The following is a 25115-nucleotide window of genomic DNA, read 5'->3' as shown; positions in this document are numbered from 1 at the left end:
GAAACCTGTAAATTGACCATGTTAGACTCAAAATCAACATTTAATTGATAACGAGTCTTATGCCAAAATTATTATTAATCTCACCGGATGACGAGCTCTCGGCGAAACTGAGCAATCAGCTCTCTGCGTGTAACTTTAGCCTGATTCAGGTTGCAGATTTGACTGAGCAAAGTTATGAAGCTGACCTGGTAATCTTTGCCCCCCAGCAAGTAACTGGGAGTGAATATAAATTATTCAAGGCACATCCATTATTAAGCACCGCTGACTGGATTTTATTAAGTGACGGCCTTCCCAATAAATGGCTGGATCTTATGATGAGTCAGGGGGTAGCCTATCATTTTCGACAGATGAGCGACTTTACTCCGCTCATAGAAATCGCTAAAGAATTTGCTGAAGAATTTAAACAACTTAAACGAAACCGTCATACTGCCACACTCACTTCCACTCTCGATCAATATGGTTCATTACTGGGGTCATCAGCAGTAATGCATAAGCTGTATCGCTTGATACGTCGTGTCAGTCAAACGGATGCCAATGTTTTTTTGATAGGTGAAAGCGGTTGTGGAAAAGAGGTCGCAGCAAGAACTATTCACGAACAGAGTGAACGGGCCAACGAACCAATGGTTTCAGTTAATTGTGCTGCCCTGGCTGCTGATTTGGTTGAAAGTGAATTATTTGGCCATGAAAAAGGCGCGTTCACTGGCGCGGTAAACCAGCATATCGGTTTTTTTGAGCAGGGTGGTAATGGAACATTATTACTGGATGAAATCACCGAAATGCCCCTTGCATTGCAAAGCAAATTGCTCAGAGTGCTGGAAAGCGGAGAATTCAGACGAGTGGGCAGTGACGTTGTTCGGCAATCCAAAGTAAGAATCATCGCCGCAACGAACAGGGAGCCCGACGAAGCGATTGAAGCAGGTTTTCTGCGGGAAGATTTATATTTTCGTTTAGCGCATTTTCCGATCAAAATTCCGCCATTGCGTCACCGTGATAATGATGTGATTGAGCTGGCAAAACATTTTCTTGCCTATCGTAATGAAGCGACCCAATCAGGAAAAGTTTTTGCCGATGAGGTTTTGGATATATTTGCTCAATACAGCTGGCCGGGGAATGTCAGAGAACTTAAACATTGTGTTGAGCGGGCTCATATTCTTGCGGAAGAACTTATTACTGTCGCTGATTTACCAAACTTTTCGAGTATCCAGTCTATAAAAGACAATGGTATTGGGCCAGGGACATCGATTAAAGATGCAGAAAAAAGTTTGATACTTTCAACGCTTGATGCTTGTAAGCAGAACAAAACTCAAGCAGCAAAACAACTTGGGATCACGGTTAAAACTTTATATAACAAACTGGATCAATATGGCCAGATGGAGCCGCCCCTCCAAACAGGTTCGGAGATTACTTAACCTGCCCTCGTAACAAGTCGATGTCGGAAAAGTGGTGCGCCTGACAGGAATTGAACCTGTGACCCTCGGTTTCGGAAACCGATACTCTATCCAACTGAGCTACAGGCGCTTTGACTTATTGCTGACAGCGCGAATTATACGGACTTTAATAGCCTTAAACCACCGAAAAAGCAGAAAGCCCCGGCCAGTAAGTATTTGCGTTTACGGGCAGAGGCTTTTTATAGCTGGAATCAGCTATCCGGATGTGGAGCGATTTTTTCCAGTTTCCAGATATCCTGATTATATTCTTCCATAGTACGATCAGTGGAAAACTTCCCGCTTCGGGCTGCATTGGTAATGCTCATTGCCGTCCACCGTTCTTTATCCTGATAGGCCTGACCCGCTTGGTGCTGGGCATCGATATAACTACGAAAATCCGCTATTGTCATCCACGGGTCATTTGGACTGGTAAAGGCACGAATGATGTTGTCAAAACAGCCAGGCTCAAACTGATTAAAGTGTCCACCGGTTAATAAATCCACTACACGTTTCAAATCAGCGTCATTGTCGATAATAGCCTGCGGATTATAGTGACCACGTTTTTCGGCAACTTCAACTTCAGAAAGACCGAATAAGAAAAAGTTGTCATCGCCCACTTCTTCGCGAATTTCGATATTAGCGCCATCCAGAGTGCCAATGGTAATCGCACCATTCATCATAAACTTCATATTGCCGGTACCTGATGCTTCTTTACCGGCAGTTGAAATTTGTTCAGATAAATCAGCTGCCGGACAGATGACTTCCATAACTGAGACTTGATAGTTCGGAAAAAACACCACTTTCAGCAAGTCACCAATATCAGGATCATTGTTTACGACATCGGCAACATTGTTAATAAGTTTGATGATCTGTTTAGCCATCACATAGCCCGGAGCTGCTTTTCCACCAAATAAAACACAGCGTTTGGGCAAACCTTCCGTTTGTCCTCGTTTGATCTGATCATACAAATGAATCACATGTAATACATTAAGCAGCTGGCGCTTGTATTCATGGATGCGTTTCACCTGAATATCAAACATGGCTTCTGGGTTAAAAGTGACACCGCAGTCTTTCTCGACCAAAGCGGCCAGGCGTTTTTTATTTTCATATTTGGCTTTATGCCAGGCGTCCTGAAAATCATTGTCATGGGCAAGTGGGGCAAGATTTTCCAGTTCGCTCAGACGGGTAATCCATTTGTCACCTATGGTATCTGTTATCAATTGGCTTAGCACAGGGTTACACCAGGCCATCCAGCGCCGCTGAGTCACACCATTGGTTTTGTTGTTGAATTTTTCTGGCCACAATTGATAAAAGTCTTCAAACAGACCTTTTTTCAGTAACTCCGAGTGGAGGGCAGCAACACCGTTTACTGAAAAACTACCGATAATGGCTAAATGGGCCATACGAACCTGTTGCTGGGAACCTTCCTCAATAATTGACATCCGCGCCAACCGCTCTTTATCGCCAGGCCAATGATTGGCAACTTCACGTAAGAAACGGGCGTTAATCTCGTAAATTATTTCCAGAATCCGTGGCAATAATCGTCCGAAAAGATTTGCAGGCCAGCGCTCCAAAGCTTCAGGCAGTAATGTATGGTTGGTATAGGCCATAGTGTTTGTGGTGATTTTCCAGGCTTTATCCCAGCCTAATTGATGCTCATCCATTAGCAGCCGCATTAATTCAGCAACGGCAACGGTGGGATGCGTATCGTTAAGTTGAAACACATTTTTATCCGCAAAGTTTTCAAAATCTTCACCGTGGGTAGTGACCCAGTAATCCAGAATATCCTGCAGGCTGGCTGAAGCCAGAAAATATTGTTGACGAAGTCGTAATTCCTTACCGTTTTCACTGGCATCATTTGGATACAGTACCATGCTGATATTTTCTGCTTCATTTTTAGCAGCTACAGCTTCTGTGTAGGAGCCGGCATTAAAATCTTCCAGATTAAATTCATCTGTGGCCGCGGCTTTCCATAAACGCAAGCGGTTCACCGTACCATTCTGATAACCGGGAACTGGTAAGTCATAGGGAACGGCCAGAACATCATTGGTATCAACCCACTGAATTTCCATTTGTCCGTTGGCATTGCGGCGTAATTCAGTATGTCCACCAAACTTGATCCGCTGAGTGTACTCCGGCCGTTCAAGCTCCCATGGGTTACCATCCCTTAACCAATGATCCGGCATTTCCTGTTGATGACCATTTTGTATTTTTTGCTGAAACATGCCGTATTCATAACGCAGACCATAACCTGTCACAGGTAGCTGCAGAGTAGCGCAGCTATCAATAAAACAGGCGGCCAGTCGCCCAAGACCGCCATTACCCAACCCGGCATCATGCTCAAACTCAGCGAGTTCTTCATATTCGAGCCCCAGGTTGATCAGGGCTTTTTTCAGTGGTTCTTCAATACCCAGATTTAATGCAGCATTGCCAGTTGCTCTGCCCATCAAAAATTCCATAGATAGGTAATAAGCTTGTTTACAGCGAGTATCCGCATAGGTGTGCTTGGTGTTTTTCATTCTTTCAAAAAGCCGATCACGCAGGGTGTGGGCCATGGCAGAATACAGGTAATGCCCTGAAGCACAGCCTTTGTCCTGACCGAGATATATTCCGAAATAGCGTTTAAAATCTTCGGTTAAAGCGAGCGTGTTCATCCCCAGTTTTGACGTCTGATAAAGCTCAGGCAAAGGGGTTGTTATCGCGGTATATCTTGGCGTCATAGCGGCAATCCTTGAATGGGAATCGTTATGGAAAAAAACAGATGTGGGTACGGGCTTTGGCTACGATGCCATGAAGCGCCAGCTTCAACATTGAACTTAATTATTCTATGGTAGCATTGCACCCATTGAAGTAAACGTTAGCAGAGAGTGGCGACATCTGCCATCACCTGCAGCATAAATTTTGTAATAAATTGATTCAGCAGAAAATTCTAATCTTGTGCTGGGGTTGAAAGCTCAAACCATTCATCAAGAACCTGTATCGCTTCATCACGACCCTGATGATTCAAAGATGAAAATAATTGTACTGAGGCATTTAATCCGGCTTCCTTCAATTCCTTTCGAACTTGCTGTAAAGCGTTGCCACCGGCTCCACGGCCCAACTTGTCAGACTTGGTTAACAGGATATGAATCGGCAGTTCAGCCTGTTTGGCCCAGCCTAGCATTTGTAAATCAAAGTTTTTTAGCGGGTGACGTATATCCATCATCAGCATTAATCCGCGTAATGATTGCCGCGTTTCAAGATATTTACTTAGTGTTGCCTGCCATTTCAGCTTCATTTTTTCCGGGACTTTGGCATAACCGTAACCGGGAAGATCAACCAGCGCTCTTTCATCATCAAGATGAAAAAAATTGATCATTTGCGTTCTTCCTGGTGTCTTACTGATGCGTGCCAGTGCTTTTATTCCCGTGATAGTGTTGATTGCACTGGATTTTCCGGCATTAGAGCGGCCTGCAAAAGCCACTTCAAAACCTGAATCGGATGGTAGTTGGGACAATTGTGTCGCGCTGACAGTATAATGCGCGCTGCGGTATAGCTCTGACATTTCAGTCTTTCCAGGTGCAAAAAAGTGCCAATAAGAGTAGCATACCGGAAGTTTTGTATCCGAAAGTTAGTAGCCAGGAACGACAATGAAAAAATTTATTTTTGCAGTGGTGTTGGGTTTTGGAGTAACAGCTTCACCGCTAGTCTTAGCTGCAGGTGACATTTCCGCCGGCAAAGCAAAATCAGCGGTTTGTGCAGCCTGTCATGGTGTTGATGGGAACAGTCCTTCTGATATGTATCCCAAACTGGCCGGACAGCATGCCAGTTACATCTATAAACAGTTAGTCGAATTCAAAAGCGGCAAGCGTGAAAATGCGATTATGGCACCAATGGTTGCCGGGTTATCTGAAGAAGATATGGCAGATTTAGCGGCTTATTATGCCAGCAAAGAGTCTACTCCTGGCGCCGTAAGTGAAGATTTGCTGGACCTCGGTAAGCAGATTTATCGCGGTGGCAACAGTGAATCGGGAGTGCCAGCCTGCATGGCCTGTCATGGCCCAAATGGCAGTGGTATGCCTGCAGCGAAATGGCCGAAACTATCTGCTCAATATCGTGCCTATACAGAAGCGCAATTACACGCTTTTGCAAATGGTGAGCGGCATAACGATCCTAATGGCATGATGCGTGATATTGCCTCTAAGATGACAGAGGAAGAGATCAAAGCGGTTTCCGCTTATGTATCCGGTCTGCACTAAATGCTGATAATGCTCCGGTGAAAATGATTCAACATTTCACCGGAGTCATAAATCGGCTCATGTTTGAGCTATATCATGTCTGAGTCCACTAAAAAAGGTCCATCAAGCCTGAGTTTTACACGCCGGTTATTTCTGTTTATCGGTTCGATGGAGCTTGCTATCACCTTATTACTGACGTTAGCAGTCGCCTCTGTTATCGGTACAGTACTGCAGCAAAATCAACCCTATGCTGATTACGTCATAAAATTCGGACCATTCTGGTTTGATGTGTTTGAGCAACTTGGGCTTTATGATGTATACAGCGCTATGTGGTTTATAACAATCCTTGCGTTATTGGTTATTTCTACATCAGTCTGCGTTATCCGCCATTTCCCTGCCATGACCAAAGAAATGTGGCAATTGCGCACCAATGTGCAGAAAAAATCATTAAAAGCCATGCACCACAGTGCTCAGTGGCAATCAAACGACAATCTGCAAACCGTTGCCAATAGCCTGCAAAAGGAATTCAAAAATCTCGGCTTTCGCAGCCGGCAAACCGTCAAGCAAGACGATGCGATCTTAATTTCGGCGATGCGGGGTGGGATGAATCGCCTTGGTTATTTATTCACCCATATTGCCATTGTGGTGATTTGTGTTGGCGGCCTGTTTGACAGCAACATGCCGCTCAAACTTGCAGAATGGCGTGGCGATATCAAAATTGAGACACGTGATCTTTCGATTCGTGATATTCCTGCGGAGAGTCGGCTGGGAGAGGGAAATCAGGGATTCAGAGGATCTGTCAGTATTCCGGAAGGTAAGGCCTCAGAAGTGGTTTTTTTGCCGGTCCGTGACGGGTATTTACTGCAAGCTTTGCCGTTTCGTATTGAAGTTAAAGATTTCCGAATTGAACATTATCCCAACGGTCAGCCGAAATCATTTGAATCTGATTTAGTTATTCACGATGATGAGCTGGATGCGCCGATGGAGGCAACAATCGCGGTAAATCATCCGTTGATCTATCGTGGGCATGCGATTTATCAGGCCAGTTTCAGTGATGGCGGTTCTTTATTGAGTCTGGATGCCTGGCCATTAGACAGTCGAGCCGGAACCGAACCTGTGTCTATCCAGACCAAAGTATTTGAAAATCGACAAATGCTCTGGGGTGAAGAAAGCATGCAGTTGGAAATGATTGATTTCCGTCCCTTTAATATCAATCCTGATCCTACTGAAGAAGATATGCGCAACGTACGTGATTTTGGCCCAAACTTCACATTCAAATTGCGTACTGAGACCGGCGAAGCCAGAGAATATGAAAACTACATGTTTCCGGTGGAGCGTGATGGCCGTGAATATTTTTTAAGTGGTGTACGCAATACCCCGGCTGAATCTTTTGCTTATCTCTATTTACCTGTTGATGAAGATGGCAGCCTGACACGTTTTCTTGAATATTCGGCCTTGCTGCGTGATGAGGCGCTGGTTTCCGGTATTGCAAACTCAATGATGAAAGAAGCACTTGCCATGCTACCGGAGCGTGATGAAGCACTGGAAGGCAGTTTGCAACAGACTCTGGAAACACTGATCAAAATGTTTGTCCGTGGCGGCTTTGATGAAGTAAGAGACTTTATTGATAACAATCTTCCCGATGCAGAGCGTGACAATTTAGCACCAGCCTATTTAGGCATGTTACGGGAAATGCTGGCACGTATTTATTTCAGCATGGACGGCATTGATCCACAAACGGTGACTAACGACCAGTTACTCTTTTTACAGGATACGGTTGATTCGATCGGCACACTGTCACGTTATGGCTCACCGGTATTTTTACAATTGACTGATTTTGAACATATACAATCTACCGGACTGCAAATTGCGAAGGCACCGGGTAAAAATGTGGTGTATTTCGGTTGTGCCCTATTGGTTATCGGTGTGTTTTTACTATTTTATCTTCCGCAACGACGCCTGTGGGCATGGATTGAGCAAGGGCCTGAGAAGACTGACATCATTCTGGCAGGATCAAGTAATCGCAATGCACGTGAATTTGATACATTTTTCAATGAGCAACAAACCGCATTACCAGCTAAAACGGGGAACTCCCGGCAATTGCCGGGTTCTTAGTGAAAGCGTTATAGAGAGTATGAGAAACCAATGACAACAAATACTGAAATAATGACCAAACCAGCCGCACATACATGGTGGTGGTATAGCCTTTTGTTGCTGGCAACCATTGGTATTTTGACGATTTATCATGAAGTACTGGATGTTTACGAAGTCTCTATTCTGATTTTTACTGCAGTCAGTATGGCATTGGTGGGAAATCAGTGGCCCGGGTTTCGCGGACACTCCATTGCTGTAGCAGTCTTAAGCTTAATGGCTTTGCAGTTGTACGGATCTGAGCTTGGCGCTGCTGAAACCAATGGTCTGCTTAAATATATGTTGGCCAGTCAGTCGGCGATTATGTGGATGAGTGTGTTTTTTATTGCTGCAACCTTTACCTATTTTGGTGGCTTGATTTTTCGTTCTGCTTATACTGAAAAAGTGGGGAGCGCTTTCACCTGGATTGCAACTACATTTGGTATGACAGGACTGATGGTGCGCTGGCGTGAAACCCATATGATGGGTGCTGATATCGGTTATATCCCGGTTAGCAATCTCTATGAAGTATTCATTCTGTTTGCCGTCGTTACAGCACTGCTTTACCTGTTTTATGAACGTCGCTATCAGGTGCGCAGCTTAGGTGGCTTTGTTTTATTGGTGATTTCCGCTGCCGTTATCTTCCAGCTCTGGTATGCATTTGAACGTAATGCGCATGAAATTCAGCCATTGGTTCCTGCACTGCAGAGCTATTGGATGAAAATTCATGTGCCGGCAAACTTTATCGGTTACGGTGCGTTTGCTATGGCAGCCATGATCGGTATCGCCTATTTACTGGTCAGTTGGCGTGCTGCAAAGAATCCTGACAGCGGTGTGGTAAAAGCCATGCCGCCACTGATGATGATGGACGATTTAATGTACAAAAGCATCGCCCTTGGCTTTGCCTTTTTTACAGTGGCAACCATTCTTGGTGCCTTGTGGGCTGCTGAAGCCTGGGGTGGCTACTGGTCCTGGGATCCAAAAGAGACCTGGGCATTGATTGTCTGGCTGAATTATGCTGCCTGGTTGCATATGCGTATGACAAAAGGCTGGAATGGTGTACCGATGGCCTGGTGGGCAATTGTTGGACTGTTCGTGACCTTATTTGCCTTTCTGGGTGTCAATATGTTTTTGTCCGGACTTCACTCATACGGCAGTTTGTAAATATAAAATTTAAGGATATTGAAATGACGAGATCTATTCGTGCTTTGTTACTGACTACGGCGGCATTGTTAATGCCATTTACTGTGTCAGCGGATTCAGCAAGCTACAAAGAGGGCGATCACTACAAGCCAACCACTGAGCGTATGGCGAAAAATACTTCAAATGAACAGATTGAAGTTATCGAGTTGTTCTCGTACTCCTGCCCACATTGCTTTACTTTGGATTCACAAATTATGCAGTGGAAAGAAACCCTGCCTGAAAATGTGAAATTTACTCAGGTACCGGCTATTTTCCGTGATAGCTGGTTACAGCTGGCAAGAGTGTTTTATGCTGCACAAGTTACCGGTGATTCCGAAAAACTGCATAAAGCATTATTTAATGCCATTCATATTGATAAGCGTCGTCTCGATACCGAAGATCGTTTGCTCGACTTTGTCGAAGAGCAGGGCATTGATCGTGAGAAGTTCGTTGAAACGATGAATTCGTTTACAGTCAAAACCAACGTAAAAAAAGCATTAATTATCAGCCAGACATCTGGCGTTCAGGGCGTTCCAGTTCTTATCGTCGATGGACGTTATTTTACTGACGCACCCCTGGCAGGAGGGATGACTGAAATGCTTAATGTGGCGGAGCATTTGATTGAAAAAGTTGAAGCTGAAAAATAATGCTAACTTAACCATTGTCCGAGGCCGGTTAACGAAGTTAACCGGCCTTTTTTTTACTTTTATAAGGCTGCTGGTAGCGTCTGATTCAGTTCAGCTGGCGGTGTGGTCGAATTACGATTTACTTCATCATGGTGCAACATAATATCGTAGTAACGACGAATATTGCCTACGTAACGAACCGGTTCACCACCACGGGCATAACCATAACGGGTCTGGCTGAACCATTGCTGTTTTGCCAGTAATGGCAAATTTTCCCGTACGTCTGACCAGCGATCCGGATTACCGCCATTTTTTTCAGTGAGAACTCTGGCATCTTCCAGATGACCAAGCCCGATATTGTAGGCGGCCAGTGCAAGCCAGGTCCGATCCGGTTCAGCAATACGTTCAGGCAAACGGTTTTTCATAATGGTCAGATAGGCGGTACCAGCAAAGATACTTTGTTCAGGATCCTCCCGGTCACTGACCCCCATTTCTTTTGCAGTAGCCTGTGTCAGCATCATCAAGCCACGTACACCAGTGCTGGAAACAGCTTGTGGATTCCAGTGTGATTCCTGATAGGCAATTGCAGCCAGTAACCGCCAATCATAATCATAAGCCAATGCCGCTGCTCTAAACATAGATTCATATTGTGGCAAATGTGTCTGAATCCGACGGTGAATGGCACGCGAATCCACATAATCAAAACGTCGAATATGACCGAAATAGGTTTCAATTAATTGATCCAGATAGCCGGAAGTTTCGATTTGATCAAAAAAAGCATTTACAGCGAGTTGTAAACTCATATCATCACTGCGTCGCATACCCCAGGCTAATGGTTGCGGATCGGATACATCAAATGCGACCCGTAACTCAGGATAAAGACTATGACTGGCGGCCATCTCGTTGGAATCAACTATGGTGTAGTCAATCAACTCAAGCTGGACCAGTTCCAGTAAACCGCTGGTATCGATTGTCTGATTTTCGGTCCAGGACAATAAAGGGATTTCCTGCTGCAACACAGTGAGTTGTTCGGCGTGACTGCTATTGGCAACTATTTCTAACTGACCGCTGCTGATTTCAGTTATATCGCGAGGTTTTTGACTGCCATGACGGTAAATAAGCTGTTGCGTCACTTCATGATAAATAGGGCCGAACCGCAATCTGTTCTGTCTTGCTCGGGTGATGGTTAACCCTGCCGCCGCAATATCTGCCTGACCATTTTCAATCATATCAAGCGTCTTACTGAGGTTATCGGGGACAGTGACTTTGAGCTCAACATCGAGATAATCAGCAAACGCTTTTGCCAGATCGTACTCAAAGCCGGCCAGTTGCCCCCCGTTATTGTAATAACTGGTCAAGCCGTAGCGGCTGACGACACGGAGTTCGCCACGCTCCAGAATCTGTTCAAGTTGATTGCTGGGGGCATTGCAAGCGCTCAATATGCAGAGCATGAAAATGAGAAAAATTGGCTTTTTCAAAACTTCACTCTGACAGTAGGGCATGAAATTATCCTACATAAGTATCGCTTTGCCCAACAAATTCCCCGAAACTTACAATTGAAAACTGGGGAAGTGTGATGTTCATCGCTTAGAGCGGAAGAAATCTCTTAGCATTTGACTGCTTTCCTCAGCCAGCACGCCTTGTTCACACTTAACCCGATGATTCAGCTGGCTGGTATTAAAAATATCAAAGCAGCTACCGGCCGCGCCGGTTTTCGGTTCAGTGGCCGCGTAAACCACCCGTTCAATTCTGGCATGCACAATGGCACCTGCACACATGATGCAAGGCTCCAATGTGATGTACATTGTAGAATTCGGCAGTCGATAATTCTGTTGCTGCAAACAGGCAGCACGTAAGGCAATAATTTCGGCATGAGCTGAAGGATCCTGTTGACTGATAGGTTGATTCCAACCCGATCCAATAAGTTCATTGTTTAATACAATGACTGCGCCGACAGGAACCTCTCCATATTGTTCGGCTTGTTGCGCCAGTTTCAATGCCTGGCGCATCCAGTATTCATCGTTGACCATGACGGATATAAATATCGATAAGGTTGAGCAAACGTTGGCTGGCTCCCTTGCTCTGTTCAATTAATTGTCTGCCTGCATCCCCCATTTCAGCGCGACGTTGGGGGGCTTTCAATAAATCAATCACCGTATCAGCTAATTGCTCAGGATTTTTAACTTCAATCGCCGCATGGTGTTCGAGAAACTGCTTGGTAACTTCAAGAAAGTTAAAATAATGCGGTCCAGTGATAACGGGTCTGGAAAGCGCTGCAGGTTCCAGTAAATTGTGGCCACCATGAGCAACAAGACTGCCACCAATAAATGCGACATCTGCAGTTCCATAAAAAATAGATAGTTCACCCATGGTATCGACAACCAATGCCTGGATCTGACTGCCACAGGGCTTATTTTCACTTCTACGAAGTGTGTTTAACCCTGCACGTCGGCATAAAGCGGCTACGCGATCAAAACGTTCAGGATGGCGCGGTACAATAACTAACAATAAATCACGAAACTGTCCGCGAATTTTGCGAGCAGCATCTATGATTTGTTCTTCTTCCCCTTCATGGGTACTGGCAGCAATAAACACCGGACGGTTTCCCCACAATGAACGAATCGCTTCTGCTCGTTCCACAGAGCTGGCGGGTAAGGTAATTTCATATTTGAGGTTTCCCACAGCGTGGACTTTTTCTTTGTATGCACCGAGCTGAAGAAATCTTTCGCGATCACTGTGAGTCTGAGTGGCAATTAATGGCAAGCTTTGCAGCATTTGCCGTGTCAGCTTACTGACCTTTTGATAGCCATGGGCACTGCGGGCGGATAGTCTCGCATTGGCAATCACGACGGGAATGGATTGTTCAGCACAGATCAGAATCAGGTTAGGCCATAATTCCGTTTCCATAATAATCCCAAATTGGGGCCGCATAGCCTTTAAGAAACGTTTAATGGCAAAAGGCAGATCGTAAGGCAAGTAAACATGTAGAACGCTGTCGGCAAACAGGCTTTTCACCCGTGCACTGCCGGTTGGGGTCATGGTGGTGATTAAAATCTGATGCTCAGGATATCGTTGCTGTAAACCACTAATTAAGGGTCTGCAGGCCTCTGCTTCGCCCACTGATACAGCATGAACCCAGATCAGGTTTTGTTCAGAAATGCGTTTGGGAATACTGCCAAAACGTTCGTTCCAACGCTTGAAGTAATCCGGTGCCTTGAACCCTCGCCAGATCAATCTGATCAGGACGAGTGGTAAAGCCAGATAAAATAATATTGTGTAAAAGACTTTCAAATTGGACTCACAACGGGCAGTTTTTTTAAGCTTAAATTGAGTTGGGATGATAGCATAGACGCTGTTTTGTATTGTTATTGAACAAATGAATATTCTCAGTAAAAAATTCCTGCACCCGCGATTCTGGCCAAATTGGATTGGTTTGTTCCTGATGCGACTCTCCATTTATTTGCCCAAAACCTGGCAATTGTTTGCTGGCCAGACTTTGGGAAGATTGATGCGATTGTTTATGAAAGATCGTGAGCGTGTTGCTAAGCGGAATATTGAACTATGCTTCCCCGACATGAGCTCTCTGGAGCGCAAGGAATTGCTTAGTGAAAATATGCTAACAATGGGGATGATGCCGATTGAAACAGCTATCAGTTGGTGGGCCAGTGACAAAAGTCTCGAAAAACGTGTCGAATACCACGGACTAGAACATATCCAAAATGCATTGGCAAAAGGCAAAGGTGTGCTGTTACTGACAGGACACTTTACCAGTATGGAGCTAGGCGGTCGGCTGATTATGTTGAAACAGCCTTGTTATGTCATGTTCCGGGAGTTAAAAAGTCCTTTATTTAATGCGGTTATGCTGCAGCAGCGTCAACGCCATAGTGAGGGAACAATATTGCAGGCGGACATGCGAGGCATGTTGCGGGCATTAAAAAAGAATAAGGTTGTCTGGTATGCGCCGGATCAGGATTTTGGTCGCAGAACCAGTGTCTTTGCAAAATTTTTCGGCATCAATGCGGCGACAATTCCAGCGACAGCTCGACTTGCCAAAATGAGCGGAGCAGTGATAGTGCCATATGTTCCGAGACGTATGGCGAATGGGAATTACTCAATTGATATTGGTCCTGCATGGGAAAACTATCCAGTAGGCGATGAACTGGCTGATGCGCAAAGAGTAAATGACTGGATTGAATCGGAAATAAAAAAATCGCCGGCGCAATACTTCTGGGTGCACCGGCGTTTTAAAACTCAGCCTGAAGGCAAGGGCTTGCTATATAAAAAGCCCGGAAAGGATTAATCCTGCATATTCACCTTTAAGATTCCAGCGGAGGTGGATATGCAAGATAAACAAGCCCTAGCGATTAAACGGCGAAAAACTGTAACTCAGCATTAACGATTCGGAGCCGGGATTATTTTTGGCGAGGTTAGCATTAGACATATGGTAAAGCGTTAATGCCACACGTGAGCCAGGGGCTACCCGGTAACCGATTTCGATACCCGAACGAAATAAAAAACCGCTTCCCAGATCCTGCCCATCACCATCTTCGTATCCGACCACAGCAAGTTGCGGGGTTAAAATCCATCTCTCTCCAAGGTTAATATCATATCGGCCTCCGGCATGCGCCCAGTATCCGCCATCGGTATTGGCGTTGATGCCGATGGCCGGGATAATGTTAAAGAAGGATTCCTGGGCAGCAAAACGATATTCAACACCTAGTTCCAGCGAACTGTCTTCAAAAACTTCAAAGCTCCCTGCAGATATGGCGATTTCTGGTGATTGTGCCTGGACGTTAAAGCAGGCCAGCATGCCGATGAGTCCGAAAATGCCCTGTTTTTTCATCTGTTATTGTCCTTTTTAAACTTACCAAAATCAGTTTATTAGATAGCATGATTCATGCACTTTGAGAAGTTTAAAGCAAAAAAAAACCACCCGAAGGTGGTTTTTTTGTTCCATAAACGTTGAATTAACGTTTTGAGAACTGTGGTTTCTTACGTGCTTTATGCAGACCGATTTTCTTACGTTCAACAGCCCGGGCATCACGAGTGATGAAGCCTGCGCTACGTAAATCAGTTTTCAGTTCGCTGTTGTATTCAACCAATGCGCGGCTGATGCCATGACGGATTGCACCGGCTTGGCCGTTGTTACCACCACCACGAACAGTGATGTTGAGGTCAACTTTATCAAGCATTTCAACCAGTTCAAGTGGCTGGCGAACAACCATACGAGATGTTTCACGACCGAAGTAATCTTCAAGGCTGCGAGTGTTGATGGTAATGTTGCCGCTGCCTGGCTTCATGAATACACGAGCGGTTGAGCTTTTGCGGCGGCCTGTAGCGTAGTAAGAATCTGCCATGACGATATCCGATTAAATTTCGAGCATTTTAGGTTGTTGAGCTGCGTGCGGGTGTTCAGTACCAGCATAAACTTTCAACTTGCTGAACATAGCACGGCCCAGAGGGTTTTTAGGCAACATGCCTTTCACTGCTGTCTGGATGACACGCTCAGGTGCTTTGTCCAGTTGTTTTTCCAGCGAAATAGATTTAATACCACCGATGTGACCCGTGTGATGATAGTAAATTTTATCTTTCATTTTGTTGCCGGAAACACGCAGTTTTTCAGCGTTCACAACAACAATGTAATCGCCGGTATCAACGTGAGGTGTATAGATAGCTTTGTGTTTGCCGCGCAGACGGCGAGCGATTTCTGTTGCCATACGGCCCAGAGTTTTGCCATCGGCATCAATTACGAACCAGTCGCGACGAACTTCTGCTGGTTTTGCACTTAAGGTTTTCATTCCGCGGGGTGCTCCTGAAAATATACGCATGCGGTCAAATAAAGAGGGAGAATGTTACGGATTCACACTAAGTATGTCAACTGCAATTAACTAAATACAAACAGCAAGATGCCGCCCAGTAACAAACGGTATAGGACAAAAGGCCACATACCGATACGTTCCAGTAACTTCAGAAACAAATAGATACATATATACGCGCTGATGGCAGAGAAAACGGCACCTGCGGTCAACGCAAACCAGTCGGTAGCCTGGTCGGCTTTAATCAGCTTTAACGTTTCGAGTCCGCCGGCCAGAAAAATAACCGGTATAGATAGTAAAAAAGAGAATCTGGCAGCTGCCTGACGGGTTAATCCTAACATTAATGCAGCTGTCATGGTAATGCCGGAACGTGATGTCCCCGGAATTAATGCCAAAGCCTGAACGATTCCGATAATGAAAATGTCTTTCCAGCCCATTTGCTGTTCATTACGGCTGCGTCGACCTTTCCAGTCAGCCCAGCCTAATAGCAGTCCAAATAAAATCGTGGTGCTGGCAATAACCAGTGGACTGCGCAAAAACAGCTCGATAAAGTCACCGAGAAACAATCCGGCAAGACCAACGGGAATGGTGCCAATAATCACGGCCCAGGCTAATTTACTTTCACCAACAGTCTGTCTTTGTTGCAGTGAACCAAACCAATCAGTAATAAGCTGTCTGATAGTAGTGCGAAAGTAAAAGATAACCGCCGCCAGAGTGCCAACATGGACCGCTACATCAAAAGCCAGCCCCTGATCTTCCCAGCCGGCAATAATGGGCAACAGGATTAAATGAGCAGAGCTTGAAATGGGCAGAAATTCAGTCAGCCCCTGTAACAGGGCGAGGGCAATGATTTGTATAATTTCCATATTTTTTTCCGTGAACAGCCTGATCGATAAAAAGGCTCATTATTAATAGGTCTTATATTACCCGGCTTCGTGTTAAAATTAGTGATTGACTGCCACTTCTCAAACTAGGATTCGCTGACCCATTATGTCAACTCGTATAAGAGAAATCCCTTACAACTACACTTCTTTCTCAGATCGTGAAATCGTTATTCGGTATCTTGGTGAACCGATGTGGGAAATTCTGCAACAGTTACGTGAGCAACGCAAAACGGGTCGCAGTGCCAAGATGTTGTTCGAAGTATTGGGTGATATGTGGGTTATTTCGCGCAACCCTTATATTCAGGATGATTTGATCGAAAACCGCAAGCGTTGGGACTCCCTCCGTCATGCGTTGCATCATCGTCTGGATCAGATCCGCGAGCGCGCTACCGAAAATAAGAATCAACTGGCACTGCAATTGGAACAGGCAGCTCGTAAAGCGGTAGAAAAGTTTGAGCGAGAACTGCTGGCGACTGCTGATCGCCGTAAAGTGGTGATGCGTCGTCTTAGCCGTGTGACTAAAAAACATAATATCTGTTTTGATGGTTTGTCGCGTGTGTCGCATGTGACTGATGCTACTGACTGGCGTGTTGAGTACCCGCTGGCCGTGATCAAACCCGATAATGAAGAAGAAATGGCTGCCATTATTGCCGCCAGTATCGAGTTAGGATTAACCGTCATTCCTCGTGGTGGTGGCACCGGCTACACCGGTGGTGCAATTCCATTGACGGCTGACAGCGTAGTCATTAATACCGAAAAGCTGGAAGGTCTGGGGGGCGTTGTTTATCGCAAGCTCCCCGGTCGTGATGATGAAGTCGCTACCGTTCGGGCTGAAGCCGGTGTGGTGACGCGTCGTTTATCGGACCTGGCCGGCAAAAATGGTTTGGTCTTTGCGGTAGATCCAACATCACAGGATGCCTCGACCATTGGCGGTAATGTGGCGATGAATGCCGGTGGTAAAAAAGCGGTTATGTGGGGAACGGCACTGGATAATCTGGTTTCATGGAGGATGGTGACACCCGATGCCACCTGGATGGAAGTTGAGCGTCTTAATCATAATATGGGAAAAATCCACGATATTGAGATGGCCACTTTCCGTATCAGCCGTTATCAGGCCGATGGTAAGACCTTGCTGGAAGCGCCTGAAGACATTGCTATTCCGGCACAGCAATTACGTAAACTGGGCTTGGGTAAAGATGTAACCAACAAGTTTCTGGGCGGTTTACCCGGTATTCAGAAAGAAGGCTGTGATGGTCTGATTACCTCTGCTGTGTTTGTTTTACATCGTATGCCGCAATTTATTCGTACGGTGTGTCTGGAATTTTTTGGTAATGATCTGACCAAAGCCGTGCCGGCAATTGTGGAAACCAAAAATTTCCTCGATAGCAACAAAAAAGTGTTGTTGGCAGGCATGGAACATCTCGATGAGCGTTATGTAAAAGCTGTTGATTACAGTACAAAAGCACCTCGTTCAGAATTACCGAAAATGGTTTTGCTGATCGATATCGTTGGTGATGATGAAAATGCCGTCGCTGAAGCCAGTTCTGAGGTTGTTCGGTTATCCAATGCCCGTGAAGGGGAGGGCTTTGTTGCTGTAAGTCCTGAAGCAAGAGCCCGTTTCTGGGCTGATCGTGCTCGTACGGCCGCGATTGCCAAACATACCAATGCTTTCAAAATCAATGAAGACGTGGTTATTCCGCTTGAGCGCCTGTCGGAGTACAACGATGGTATTGAACGTATCAATATTATTCACTCTACCCAGAATAAATTACGAATGGTGGATACGGTGCTGCAGTTTTTAAGCAGTGAACCGAAAGAGCTCAAACAAACCGTTAAGAAACTGGATGACAGCGCGGAAAATGATGCCATCCTGCAATCAAAGATTGATACCGCCTGCAGCCATTTACGGGTGGTGCAAACCCGCTGGCAGGAAGTTTTGGATAATCTTGACTCTGTCGCACTGAATCATAAGGAACTGTTATCCGATGAGGTTCTGAATTTACTGGCGGATACCGATACATTATTTAATGTACTGCAACGCCGTGACCTGCGTATTTCTTATCGTAAGGAAGTCGAAAAACCCCTGAAAGAGTTGTTCCAGGGGCAATCTCTGGAAGCTCTGCGTAACAAGCTGGATGATATTCATAAAGAACTGCGCTCAAGCCGCCTGTTTGTCGCTACGCACATGCATGCCGGTGACGGTAATGTGCATACCAATATCCCAGTGAACTCAAATGACTATCAAATGATGCATGAAGCAGAATTGATAGTTGATGAAGTCATGAAGCTGGCTGGCGATCTGGGCGGTGTTATCTCGGGTGAGCATGGTATTGGTCTGACCAAGATGCAGTATCTGGATAAAGCGACCATTGATGCGTTTGCCGGTTACAAGCAAAAAGTGGATCCACTGGGACGCTTTAATGCCGGAAAATTGCTGGCGGGGTCCGGGTTGGAAAATGCCTACACGCCTTCGTTGCGATTATTGCAGCAGGAAGCTTTGATCCTTGAAGCCAGTGACTTGGGTGAGATAAACAACGATATCAAGGATTGTTTGCGTTGCGGTAAATGTAAACCGGAATGTACTACTCATGTACCTCGTGCCAATTTATATTATTCACCACGTGACAAAATCCTGGGCACCGGTTTGATTATGGAAGCGTTTCTCTATGAGGAACAAACCCGTCGTGGCATTTCAGTACGTCATTTTGAGGAAATGAATGATGTCGCTGATCACTGCACGGTTTGTCACCGCTGTCTGAATCCGTGTCCGGTCAATATTGACTTTGGTGATGTGTCAATGAAGCTGCGTGCCGTGTTGAAAAAACAGGGTAAACGCCATGTGAATCTGGGCACCTGGTCTTCGATGGCGTATCTGAATGCGACTGATCCACTGACCGTGAAAATCATGCATAAAACCATGATTCAATTGGGGTTCAAAGCCCAGCGTCTGGCACATTCGGCGGCTAAGTATCTGGGACTTCTGGCGAACAAAAAGAAAAAGCCACCATTGCCTACTACCGGTAAAACACCATTGCGTGAACAGGTTGTGCATTTTGTTAAAAAACCAATGCCGGGCAATCTGCCAACGCGAACCACACGCGGTATGTTGGGTCTGGAAGATGACAAAATGGTGCCGATACTTCGTGATCCGACTAAAGTCACGGAAGATTCCGATGCGGTGTTTTATTTCCCGGGGTGTGGTTCAGAGCGTCTGTTCAGTCAGGTAGGGCTGGCGACTCTGGCGATGCTTTATGAAGTGGGGACTGAAACGGTATTGCCGCCAGGCTATTTATGTTGTGGTTATCCGCAGGCCTCTACCGGTGATGATGATAAAGCGACGGCGATTTCCACCAGTAACCGGGTACTTTTCCATCGCGTTGCCAATACGCTGAACTATATGGATATCAAGACCGTTATCGTGTCTTGCGGTACCTGTATGGATCAGCTGCTTAAATATGAGTTTGAAGCCATTTTCCCCGGCTGCCGATTATTGGATATTCATGAGTATCTGATGGAAAAAGGCGTGAAGATGCAAGGTGTCGATGGCGTTCAATATATGTATCACGATCCCTGCCATACACCGATGAAAACTTACAAACCGACTTCCGTGGCGGCCAGCCTGCTGGGGCAGGATGTGACGCTGAATGATCGTTGCTGTGGCGAAGCGGGTTCATTTGCGGTTGCACGTCCGGATATTGCCACACAGGTCCGCTTCCGTAAGGAAGAAGAGATCACAAAGGGGATTCAGGAGCTGACTGGCGAGGATAAAGCCGTAAAAGGCAATGTGAAAATGCTGACCTCATGTCCGGCATGCCAGCAAGGTCTGTCACGTTATAACGAGGATACCGGCATAGAAACCGATTACATCGTGGTGGAAGTCGCCAAACATGTACTGGGTGAGAAATGGCACACACAGTTTATTGATAATGTGAAAGCCGGTGGTATTGAGCGGGTACTACTTTAGTAAAACTCAATGATCCCGAACGCAGGCAGTCTGCGTTCGGGATTTTTATTTAAACAAACTTTAATGCATAGGCGTTAATGCTTCACCATTGAAGCTCACACGATCCCAGCCATAACGCAGAAAGTTACGGATATTCTGATGGTCATCACCTTTAGGGTTGAGCAAAACATCGCTGCGGTAATAACGTCCAAAACAGGCTAATGTCTGTGATTCGCCCAATTCATGCAAAATGCCAAAAAACAGAATCTTGCATGATCCATTATTTTCTCCGGCATTGTTATGCAACTCCCCGTTGTGAAATGCAGTAGGAGTGAACTGATAGTTCGCATCAATCACCGCCATCGTATCTTCAAAATCAATCTCAGACGGATTGTTTGTCAAGGTAGCGAGAAATGTCGCTAAATCCATAATAAAACTCCAAAATCAGCTAAAAAAGCGGGTAAACACAGAAACTGGTTCACGATCTGTTCGATAGTCATTGACGGCTGCCGTGGTGTCTTCATATCCCAAAGCCATGCCACACACCAGAATACTGTCAGCAGGATAGTCCAGAATGGTTTTAATTTGTTGGGGATATTCTGCCAGAGCCGCCTGGGGGCAAGTTGCCAGTCCTTTCTCCTGAGCCACTAACATCAGGTTTTGCAGAAACATGCCAAGATCCAGAAATGAGCCGGTCTGCATTTCGGTATCCATAAAAAACAATAACATTACCGGTGCATCAAACGCCCGGTAATTCGCTTCCCATTGTTTTTGCTGAGCGACCTTGTCTTTTCGATCAATCTGTAGACTTTGATACAGCTGCAATCCACAAGCACGGCGGCGTTCGATATATGGGGAGTGCCAGATTTCCGGATAATAGGAATAATCGGGTGCTGATTGAATGCCCTGCTGAAATGCATAGACCAAACTATCGCTGATTTTTTGCTTGGTTTGGCCCGTAAGTACAGCAACTTGCCATGGCTGTGTATTAGCTCCTGAAGGTGCGTAGCGGGCAATATCCAGTATTTCACAGATATCATCTTCACTGACGGGCTTATTTAAAAAAGCCCGAGTACTATGACGTTGCTTAATCAGATCATTAATCTTCATATTTTGGCTCTGCTTCTTTTAATCTCAGTACCACGCCTAACATCAATATTGCCAACCCCAGTAAAAGCAATTGCATGCCAATACGCCCCCACAGCATCGTTATTGAAGCACTAAAAGCGATAACCAACATGATAAGTGCCTGGATTTTAGTACGTCGGCGGACTGTTTTGGTTTGATCCCATTGTTTTAAAGGTGCACCAATCCAGCGATTATTTAATAACATCGCGTGAAAACGTGGTGAGGTCTCAGCAAAACAGGCTAAGGCGAGAATCATGAATGGCGTGGTGGGCATAACGGGAAGTAACGCCCCGATTATCCCCAAAATGATACAAATCCAACCACAACTGAAGATTAAATAATGTTTAATTTTTTTTTGCATAGCCTGAAAAGCATAGCCGAAACCAGGTTTTAGTTCGATGTAAAGGATTGTTATAGAAGGCGAGTTAAATGTTAATGTCATTATCGAATCATGATTATACGTGTTGACTCATCAAAATGAGTTTCAAATTACATAATTTTAAAAATCAGGGTTTGTTCTAAGATTCCTTTGTATGCTTGTGACAGGCTTAGATGATTGATTAGCGTTGAGTTCGCCAAAGAGGGTAGTAATGGAAAAGCGAAACAAAAAATTTCAGTTATCAATTCGTACGGCAGTGGTCGCCGGCTTAATACTTTTCAGCCTGCTGGTGGCTGTTGCCAGCATCACGGTGCAGTATTATTTCAATAAAAATGCCGCGGAGAGTTCCATTACCAAGCGTTACCAGCAAACGCTAAAAAGTATTCACGAGTATCTGGACTCAATTGATACACGAGCCAAAAATGAAATTAACGAATTGGCACAATTACCGGCGATAGCTGAAAATCCCCGGATGAGTGGTGATACTCGTCAGGTACTGATGGCGGTCATGCAGCGTAATCAGTTATTTCAATCGGTTTATATTGGTCAACAGAGCGGTGATGTCGAGCAGCTCATCAATCTCCAGTCCTCACCTGATTTGCGCCCGCATTTACGGGCAGAAGAGGCTGATCGGTGGTTATTAATCAAAATATTTAATCAGGGAGAGCAGCAACAACGCCGGCTGGAATACTATGACCGTAACTTTACGCTGCGCCATGTCTGGCAACATAATAGCGATATCGATATTAATCATCACCCATGGTTTTCTGACGCGAAAACCAATGCGGCTATTAAAACTCAATCTTACCTGCTAGCCGAAATTAAAACGCCTGCACAGAGCTATTCGATTAAGTTGCCTGACAGTGGTGCAGTGCTAGCAATTACCGCAGAACTGTCACCGTTATCTACGCTATTGCAAAATCGCGATCTGGGCAAAGCTACGGAAATCTATTTTTATCCGCAAACCGGCGGGGTGATCGCGTCAAACCAGCCCGAAAAGTCAACGGCCTTATTACCTGCCGCTCCCCGGCTTGAGCTCAGTAATGAGCAGTTAGCAATAATTCAGAATGATCCGGTATTAAGCGTCACCAGTGAGATAGACTGGCCGCCGTTAAATTATTCAAACAACGGTGTACCAAGTGGTTATGCAGTTGATGTGCTGGCCTATATTTCACGAATGACGGGCCTAGAGATGCAATTTATTTCCGGTGAGAGCTGGCAGGAACTGGCGACGCAGTTCGTGGATGGTGAACTGGAAATCATGCAACCGGTTTTTTACAGTGAATTTCGTAACTTCATGGGCGAAATGACCATCCCGTTTGTCGAGGTTCCTTATGGCATCATTACGACTTCACAAACACCTATAACCCACATTTCCGAGCTAAATAATAAAACCGTTGCCATCCCCGAGGGCTGGTCATTAATCGGGAGACTGCAGGCTGATTTTCCGGATATCAATATTATCGAAACGGAGACAACAAGAGGTATTTTTGAGGCGGTTATCAGTGGAAAGGCAGATGCTGGAATGGATACGGCAATTACCTTGCAATACATTACCGCACAGGAATATGCCGATGAAATAATGGTGCACCAAGGTGTTGATTTTGCCCCGGCTGAATTACCTGCCGGTTTACATTTTATGGTGAATCGACAACGAACCGGTCTGGCTGAAATTTTTAACAGTGCACTGGAAAATTTATCGGATACCCACCATCAGGCGTTAGTCGATAAGTGGTTTAATTCAATTGATAGAGAAGGTAATCCACAAGCTTTCAGTTTCGATCGTTTCAGAAGTGATGCGTTACAGGTCTCCGATGAGCTGCAATCAATAACGCTTAATGGGCAGGATTATTATGTCTATCACCGCGCTATTGAAATGAATGATGCTGAGAGCCAGTTTCTCACCATCATTTCACCGCAGAATACCGTGATGAGTATGGTGTGGAGTAAAAGTAAAAATGCTGCACTGGTTGCTGCTCTGATGCTGTTGCTGTTACTGCCATTCAGTTGGTGGTTCGCCTCTATCCTGGTATCCAGACTGAAAAAAATTCAGCTGGATATAGATCATGTTCAACAGCGTCATTTTGCTGCCATCAACTCCCAATCCAGTCACCTGCTGGAGTTCAATGCATTGAGCGATAAGCTGCGTGATATGTCGCTGGCAACGCAGTTTTATCAAAAGTCTCATCAGCAGTGGACGGATAGCCTGGTGGAATCTGTAGCGCATGCTATAGATGCAAAGTCAGCTTATCCAACCCGCCATTGTGAGTTAGTCCCTGAGCTGACAATGTTACTGGCAGACAAAGCCTCTGAGTCAAATGAATCAGCTTTTAAAGACTTCCAGCTGGACAATGACGTTCAACAACGAGAATTGCGTTTAGCAGCCTGGTTGCATAGCTATGGAAAAATCACAACACCGGAATATCTGGTTGATAAGCGCACCAAACTGGAAATGCCATATAACCGTATCCATGAAATTCGTATGCGCTTTGAAGTACTTTGGCGGGATGCCGAAATTGAATTCTGGCAACAGACGATGCAACGACCCGAAAAAAGAACGGTTTATGAAGACGCTTTAAAGGTGAAGCAGATCCAGCTTGAAGATGACTTTGCCTTTGTCGCCCAATGTAATATTGGTACGGAGTTTATGGATCAGAATACCAATGAACGACTGAAACGTCTGTCAAAGATAAGCTGGCAACGACATTTTGATGATCAACTCGGTTTATCGCCGGTTGAGCTTGCCCGGTATCATGATTCAAATACCCGTCTTCCTGCCACTGAACAGCTGCTTGACGACAAGCCGGAACACATCATCCCGCATAATCAGAAAGCGGCTGAAGATGCAAAATCCGGCGTTAATCTGAATCAGCCGGAATATGGCTTTAATCATGGTGAACTTTACAATCTGACCATTGAATCCGGCACTTTGACCAAAGAAGAGCGTTTCAGAATTAATGAACATATTCTGACCACCATCAAAATGCTTGAGTCACTTCCCTATCCTGATGAGCTTTCAAACATTCCGCGTTATGCGACAACTCATCTGGAAACCATGAATGGCACCGGGTATCCGCGTGGTTTGACGGCAGAAAATTTATCGGTGCCGGAACGCATTATCATGCTGGCCAATGTGTTTGAAGCGTTAACGGCAGCAGAACGTCCTTATAAAAAAGCCAAAACCTTAAGTGTGGCGATTTTCATTTTGCATCAGCTGGTTGAGCAGCAACTGATGGATCGTGATGTGTTTGAATTATTTCTCACCAGCGGGGCCTATAAGCAATACGCTGAACGTTTCATGGCGGCTGAACAAATTGATGAAGTCGACATCAGCAGGTTTATCAGCGATGCCGACCGTTATATTTAGCGCTGAAGCGTTATAA

At 45.4% G+C, this 25115-nt stretch carries 20 protein-coding genes and 1 tRNA gene; 8 read left to right on the top strand and 13 right to left on the bottom strand.

The genetic code is table 11. The features are described from left to right. The first annotated feature begins 59 nt into the window (after positions 1 to 59). The gene (locus B2W60_RS06590; protein ID WP_292362006.1) at positions 60 to 1409 is read left to right on the top strand and encodes a sigma-54 interaction domain-containing protein; all 1350 of its coding nucleotides are present in this window, start codon (positions 60 to 62) and stop codon (positions 1407 to 1409) included. 32 nt (positions 1410 to 1441) lie between these two features. On the opposite strand, the gene B2W60_RS06585 is transcribed toward B2W60_RS06590, so the two are convergent. The 3 genes from B2W60_RS06585 to yihA all read right to left on the bottom strand — a co-directional run bounded on the left by B2W60_RS06585 (position 1442) and on the right by yihA (position 4971). Further along, positions 1442 to 1518: transfer RNA gene (locus B2W60_RS06585), tRNA-Arg, on the bottom strand. A 121-nt stretch (positions 1519 to 1639) separates the two neighbouring features. Further along, a complete protein-coding gene (locus tag B2W60_RS06580; protein WP_292362007.1) occupies positions 1640 to 4147 on the bottom strand; it encodes a glycogen/starch/alpha-glucan phosphorylase in 2508 nt (835 codons plus the stop codon). Positions 4148 to 4356: 209 nt separating this feature from the next. Next, the gene (gene yihA / locus B2W60_RS06575; protein ID WP_292362008.1) at positions 4357 to 4971 is read right to left on the bottom strand and encodes a ribosome biogenesis GTP-binding protein YihA/YsxC; all 615 of its coding nucleotides are present in this window, start codon (positions 4969 to 4971) and stop codon (positions 4357 to 4359) included. Positions 4972 to 5056: 85 nt separating this feature from the next. On the opposite strand from yihA, the gene B2W60_RS06570 reads away from it, so the two are divergent. From B2W60_RS06570 to B2W60_RS06555, 4 genes are all read left to right on the top strand, one after another. Beyond that, positions 5057 to 5665, top strand: a complete 609-nt coding sequence (locus B2W60_RS06570; RefSeq protein WP_292362009.1) for a c-type cytochrome — start codon at positions 5057 to 5059, stop codon at positions 5663 to 5665. A gap of 75 nt (positions 5666 to 5740) precedes the next feature. Continuing rightward, positions 5741 to 7759, top strand: a complete 2019-nt coding sequence (locus B2W60_RS06565) for a cytochrome c biogenesis protein ResB (RefSeq protein WP_292362010.1) — start codon at positions 5741 to 5743, stop codon at positions 7757 to 7759. A gap of 30 nt (positions 7760 to 7789) precedes the next feature. Then, complete coding sequence (gene ccsB / locus B2W60_RS06560; protein WP_292362011.1) at positions 7790 to 8938, top strand: c-type cytochrome biogenesis protein CcsB; 1149 nt, start codon at positions 7790 to 7792, stop codon at positions 8936 to 8938. 23 nt (positions 8939 to 8961) lie between these two features. Further along, a complete protein-coding gene (locus tag B2W60_RS06555; RefSeq protein ID WP_292362012.1) occupies positions 8962 to 9603 on the top strand; it encodes a thiol:disulfide interchange protein DsbA/DsbL in 642 nt (213 codons plus the stop codon). A 59-nt stretch (positions 9604 to 9662) separates the two neighbouring features. Here the strand turns inward: B2W60_RS06555 and mltF are convergent, their stop codons facing one another. From mltF to waaA, 3 genes are all read right to left on the bottom strand, one after another. Then, entirely contained in the window at positions 9663 to 11084 is a 1422-nt protein-coding gene (mltF, locus tag B2W60_RS06550) for a membrane-bound lytic murein transglycosylase MltF (RefSeq protein ID WP_292362013.1), read from the bottom strand. Positions 11085 to 11162: 78 nt separating this feature from the next. Further along, positions 11163 to 11612 (bottom strand): tRNA adenosine(34) deaminase TadA, encoded by a 450-nt coding sequence (tadA, locus tag B2W60_RS06545; RefSeq protein WP_292362014.1) that lies wholly within the window; start codon positions 11610 to 11612, stop codon positions 11163 to 11165. Further along, positions 11599 to 12873, bottom strand: a complete 1275-nt coding sequence (waaA, locus tag B2W60_RS06540) for a lipid IV(A) 3-deoxy-D-manno-octulosonic acid transferase (RefSeq protein ID WP_292362015.1) — start codon at positions 12871 to 12873, stop codon at positions 11599 to 11601. Before waaA ends, tadA begins: the two co-directional genes overlap by 14 nt. 85 nt (positions 12874 to 12958) lie before the next feature. Between waaA and lpxL the strand changes: the two genes are divergently transcribed. Next, a complete protein-coding gene (gene lpxL / locus B2W60_RS06535) occupies positions 12959 to 13882 on the top strand; it encodes an LpxL/LpxP family Kdo(2)-lipid IV(A) lauroyl/palmitoleoyl acyltransferase (RefSeq protein WP_292362016.1) in 924 nt (307 codons plus the stop codon). 57 nt (positions 13883 to 13939) lie between these two features. Here lpxL and B2W60_RS06530 read toward each other — a convergent pair whose 3' ends face one another. The 4 genes from B2W60_RS06530 to B2W60_RS06515 all read right to left on the bottom strand — a co-directional run bounded on the left by B2W60_RS06530 (position 13940) and on the right by B2W60_RS06515 (position 16264). Next, positions 13940 to 14425: an acyloxyacyl hydrolase gene (locus tag B2W60_RS06530; protein ID WP_292362017.1), complete on the bottom strand. Its 486-nt coding sequence runs from the start codon at positions 14423 to 14425 to the stop codon at positions 13940 to 13942. Positions 14426 to 14549: 124 nt separating this feature from the next. Further along, the gene (gene rpsI, locus B2W60_RS06525) at positions 14550 to 14939 is read right to left on the bottom strand and encodes a 30S ribosomal protein S9 (RefSeq protein ID WP_292362018.1); all 390 of its coding nucleotides are present in this window, start codon (positions 14937 to 14939) and stop codon (positions 14550 to 14552) included. Positions 14940 to 14951: 12 nt separating this feature from the next. Further along, positions 14952 to 15380: a 50S ribosomal protein L13 gene (gene rplM / locus B2W60_RS06520; RefSeq protein ID WP_014705973.1), complete on the bottom strand. Its 429-nt coding sequence runs from the start codon at positions 15378 to 15380 to the stop codon at positions 14952 to 14954. 86 nt (positions 15381 to 15466) lie between these two features. Next, positions 15467 to 16264: an undecaprenyl-diphosphate phosphatase gene (locus B2W60_RS06515; RefSeq protein WP_292362019.1), complete on the bottom strand. Its 798-nt coding sequence runs from the start codon at positions 16262 to 16264 to the stop codon at positions 15467 to 15469. Between the two features lie 124 nt (positions 16265 to 16388). Between B2W60_RS06515 and B2W60_RS06510 the strand changes: the two genes are divergently transcribed. After that, complete coding sequence (locus B2W60_RS06510) at positions 16389 to 20246, top strand: DUF3683 domain-containing protein (RefSeq protein ID WP_292362020.1); 3858 nt, start codon at positions 16389 to 16391, stop codon at positions 20244 to 20246. A 60-nt stretch (positions 20247 to 20306) separates the two neighbouring features. On the opposite strand, the gene B2W60_RS06505 is transcribed toward B2W60_RS06510, so the two are convergent. From B2W60_RS06505 to B2W60_RS06495, 3 genes are read right to left on the bottom strand one after another with little or no spacing between them, the layout of a single operon-like run. Then, positions 20307 to 20654 (bottom strand): HopJ type III effector protein, encoded by a 348-nt coding sequence (locus tag B2W60_RS06505; RefSeq protein WP_292362021.1) that lies wholly within the window; start codon positions 20652 to 20654, stop codon positions 20307 to 20309. Between the two features lie 15 nt (positions 20655 to 20669). Continuing rightward, entirely contained in the window at positions 20670 to 21335 is a 666-nt protein-coding gene (locus tag B2W60_RS06500) for a nitroreductase (protein ID WP_292362022.1), read from the bottom strand. Continuing rightward, on the bottom strand, positions 21325 to 21714 hold the full coding sequence (locus B2W60_RS06495) for a YbaN family protein (protein ID WP_292362023.1): 390 nt from the start codon (positions 21712 to 21714) through the stop codon (positions 21325 to 21327). The genes B2W60_RS06500 and B2W60_RS06495 overlap by 11 nt, the downstream gene beginning before the upstream one ends. A gap of 229 nt (positions 21715 to 21943) precedes the next feature. On the opposite strand from B2W60_RS06495, the gene B2W60_RS06490 reads away from it, so the two are divergent. Next, positions 21944 to 25099, top strand: coding sequence for an HD domain-containing phosphohydrolase (locus B2W60_RS06490; protein WP_292362024.1), 3156 nt, complete (start codon positions 21944 to 21946; stop codon positions 25097 to 25099). The last annotated feature ends 16 nt before the right edge of the window (positions 25100 to 25115 follow it).

It is taken from the genome of Methylophaga sp. UBA2496 (assembly GCF_002341635.1).
Taxonomy (GTDB): Bacteria; Pseudomonadota; Gammaproteobacteria; order Nitrosococcales; family Methylophagaceae; genus Methylophaga.
The sequence above is the reverse complement of the archived record's forward strand: the minus strand, read 5'-3'. Positions and strand labels throughout refer to the sequence as shown.

Bases quoted from the DNA above. Each gene is read 5' to 3' on its own strand.
- B2W60_RS06590 (WP_292362006.1), top strand. From the start codon at position 60: ATGCCAAAATTATTATTAATCTCACCGGATGACGAGCTCTCGGCGAAA.
- B2W60_RS06580 (WP_292362007.1), bottom strand. From the start codon at position 4,147: ATGACGCCAAGATATACCGCGATAACAACCCCTTTGCCTGAGCTTTAT.
- yihA (WP_292362008.1), bottom strand. From the start codon at position 4,971: ATGTCAGAGCTATACCGCAGCGCGCATTATACTGTCAGCGCGACACAA.
- B2W60_RS06570 (WP_292362009.1), top strand. From the start codon at position 5,057: ATGAAAAAATTTATTTTTGCAGTGGTGTTGGGTTTTGGAGTAACAGCT.
- B2W60_RS06565 (WP_292362010.1), top strand. From the start codon at position 5,741: ATGTCTGAGTCCACTAAAAAAGGTCCATCAAGCCTGAGTTTTACACGC.
- ccsB (WP_292362011.1), top strand. From the start codon at position 7,790: ATGACAACAAATACTGAAATAATGACCAAACCAGCCGCACATACATGG.
- B2W60_RS06555 (WP_292362012.1), top strand. From the start codon at position 8,962: ATGACGAGATCTATTCGTGCTTTGTTACTGACTACGGCGGCATTGTTA.
- mltF (WP_292362013.1), bottom strand. From the start codon at position 11,084: ATGCCCTACTGTCAGAGTGAAGTTTTGAAAAAGCCAATTTTTCTCATT.
- tadA (WP_292362014.1), bottom strand. From the start codon at position 11,612: ATGGTCAACGATGAATACTGGATGCGCCAGGCATTGAAACTGGCGCAA.
- lpxL (WP_292362016.1), top strand. From the start codon at position 12,959: ATGAATATTCTCAGTAAAAAATTCCTGCACCCGCGATTCTGGCCAAAT.
- B2W60_RS06530 (WP_292362017.1), bottom strand. From the start codon at position 14,425: ATGAAAAAACAGGGCATTTTCGGACTCATCGGCATGCTGGCCTGCTTT.
- rpsI (WP_292362018.1), bottom strand. From the start codon at position 14,939: ATGGCAGATTCTTACTACGCTACAGGCCGCCGCAAAAGCTCAACCGCT.
- rplM (WP_014705973.1), bottom strand. From the start codon at position 15,380: ATGAAAACCTTAAGTGCAAAACCAGCAGAAGTTCGTCGCGACTGGTTC.
- B2W60_RS06515 (WP_292362019.1), bottom strand. From the start codon at position 16,264: ATGGAAATTATACAAATCATTGCCCTCGCCCTGTTACAGGGGCTGACT.
- B2W60_RS06510 (WP_292362020.1), top strand. From the start codon at position 16,389: ATGTCAACTCGTATAAGAGAAATCCCTTACAACTACACTTCTTTCTCA.
- B2W60_RS06505 (WP_292362021.1), bottom strand. From the start codon at position 20,654: ATGGATTTAGCGACATTTCTCGCTACCTTGACAAACAATCCGTCTGAG.
- B2W60_RS06500 (WP_292362022.1), bottom strand. From the start codon at position 21,335: ATGAAGATTAATGATCTGATTAAGCAACGTCATAGTACTCGGGCTTTT.
- B2W60_RS06495 (WP_292362023.1), bottom strand. From the start codon at position 21,714: ATGCAAAAAAAAATTAAACATTATTTAATCTTCAGTTGTGGTTGGATT.
- B2W60_RS06490 (WP_292362024.1), top strand. From the start codon at position 21,944: ATGGAAAAGCGAAACAAAAAATTTCAGTTATCAATTCGTACGGCAGTG.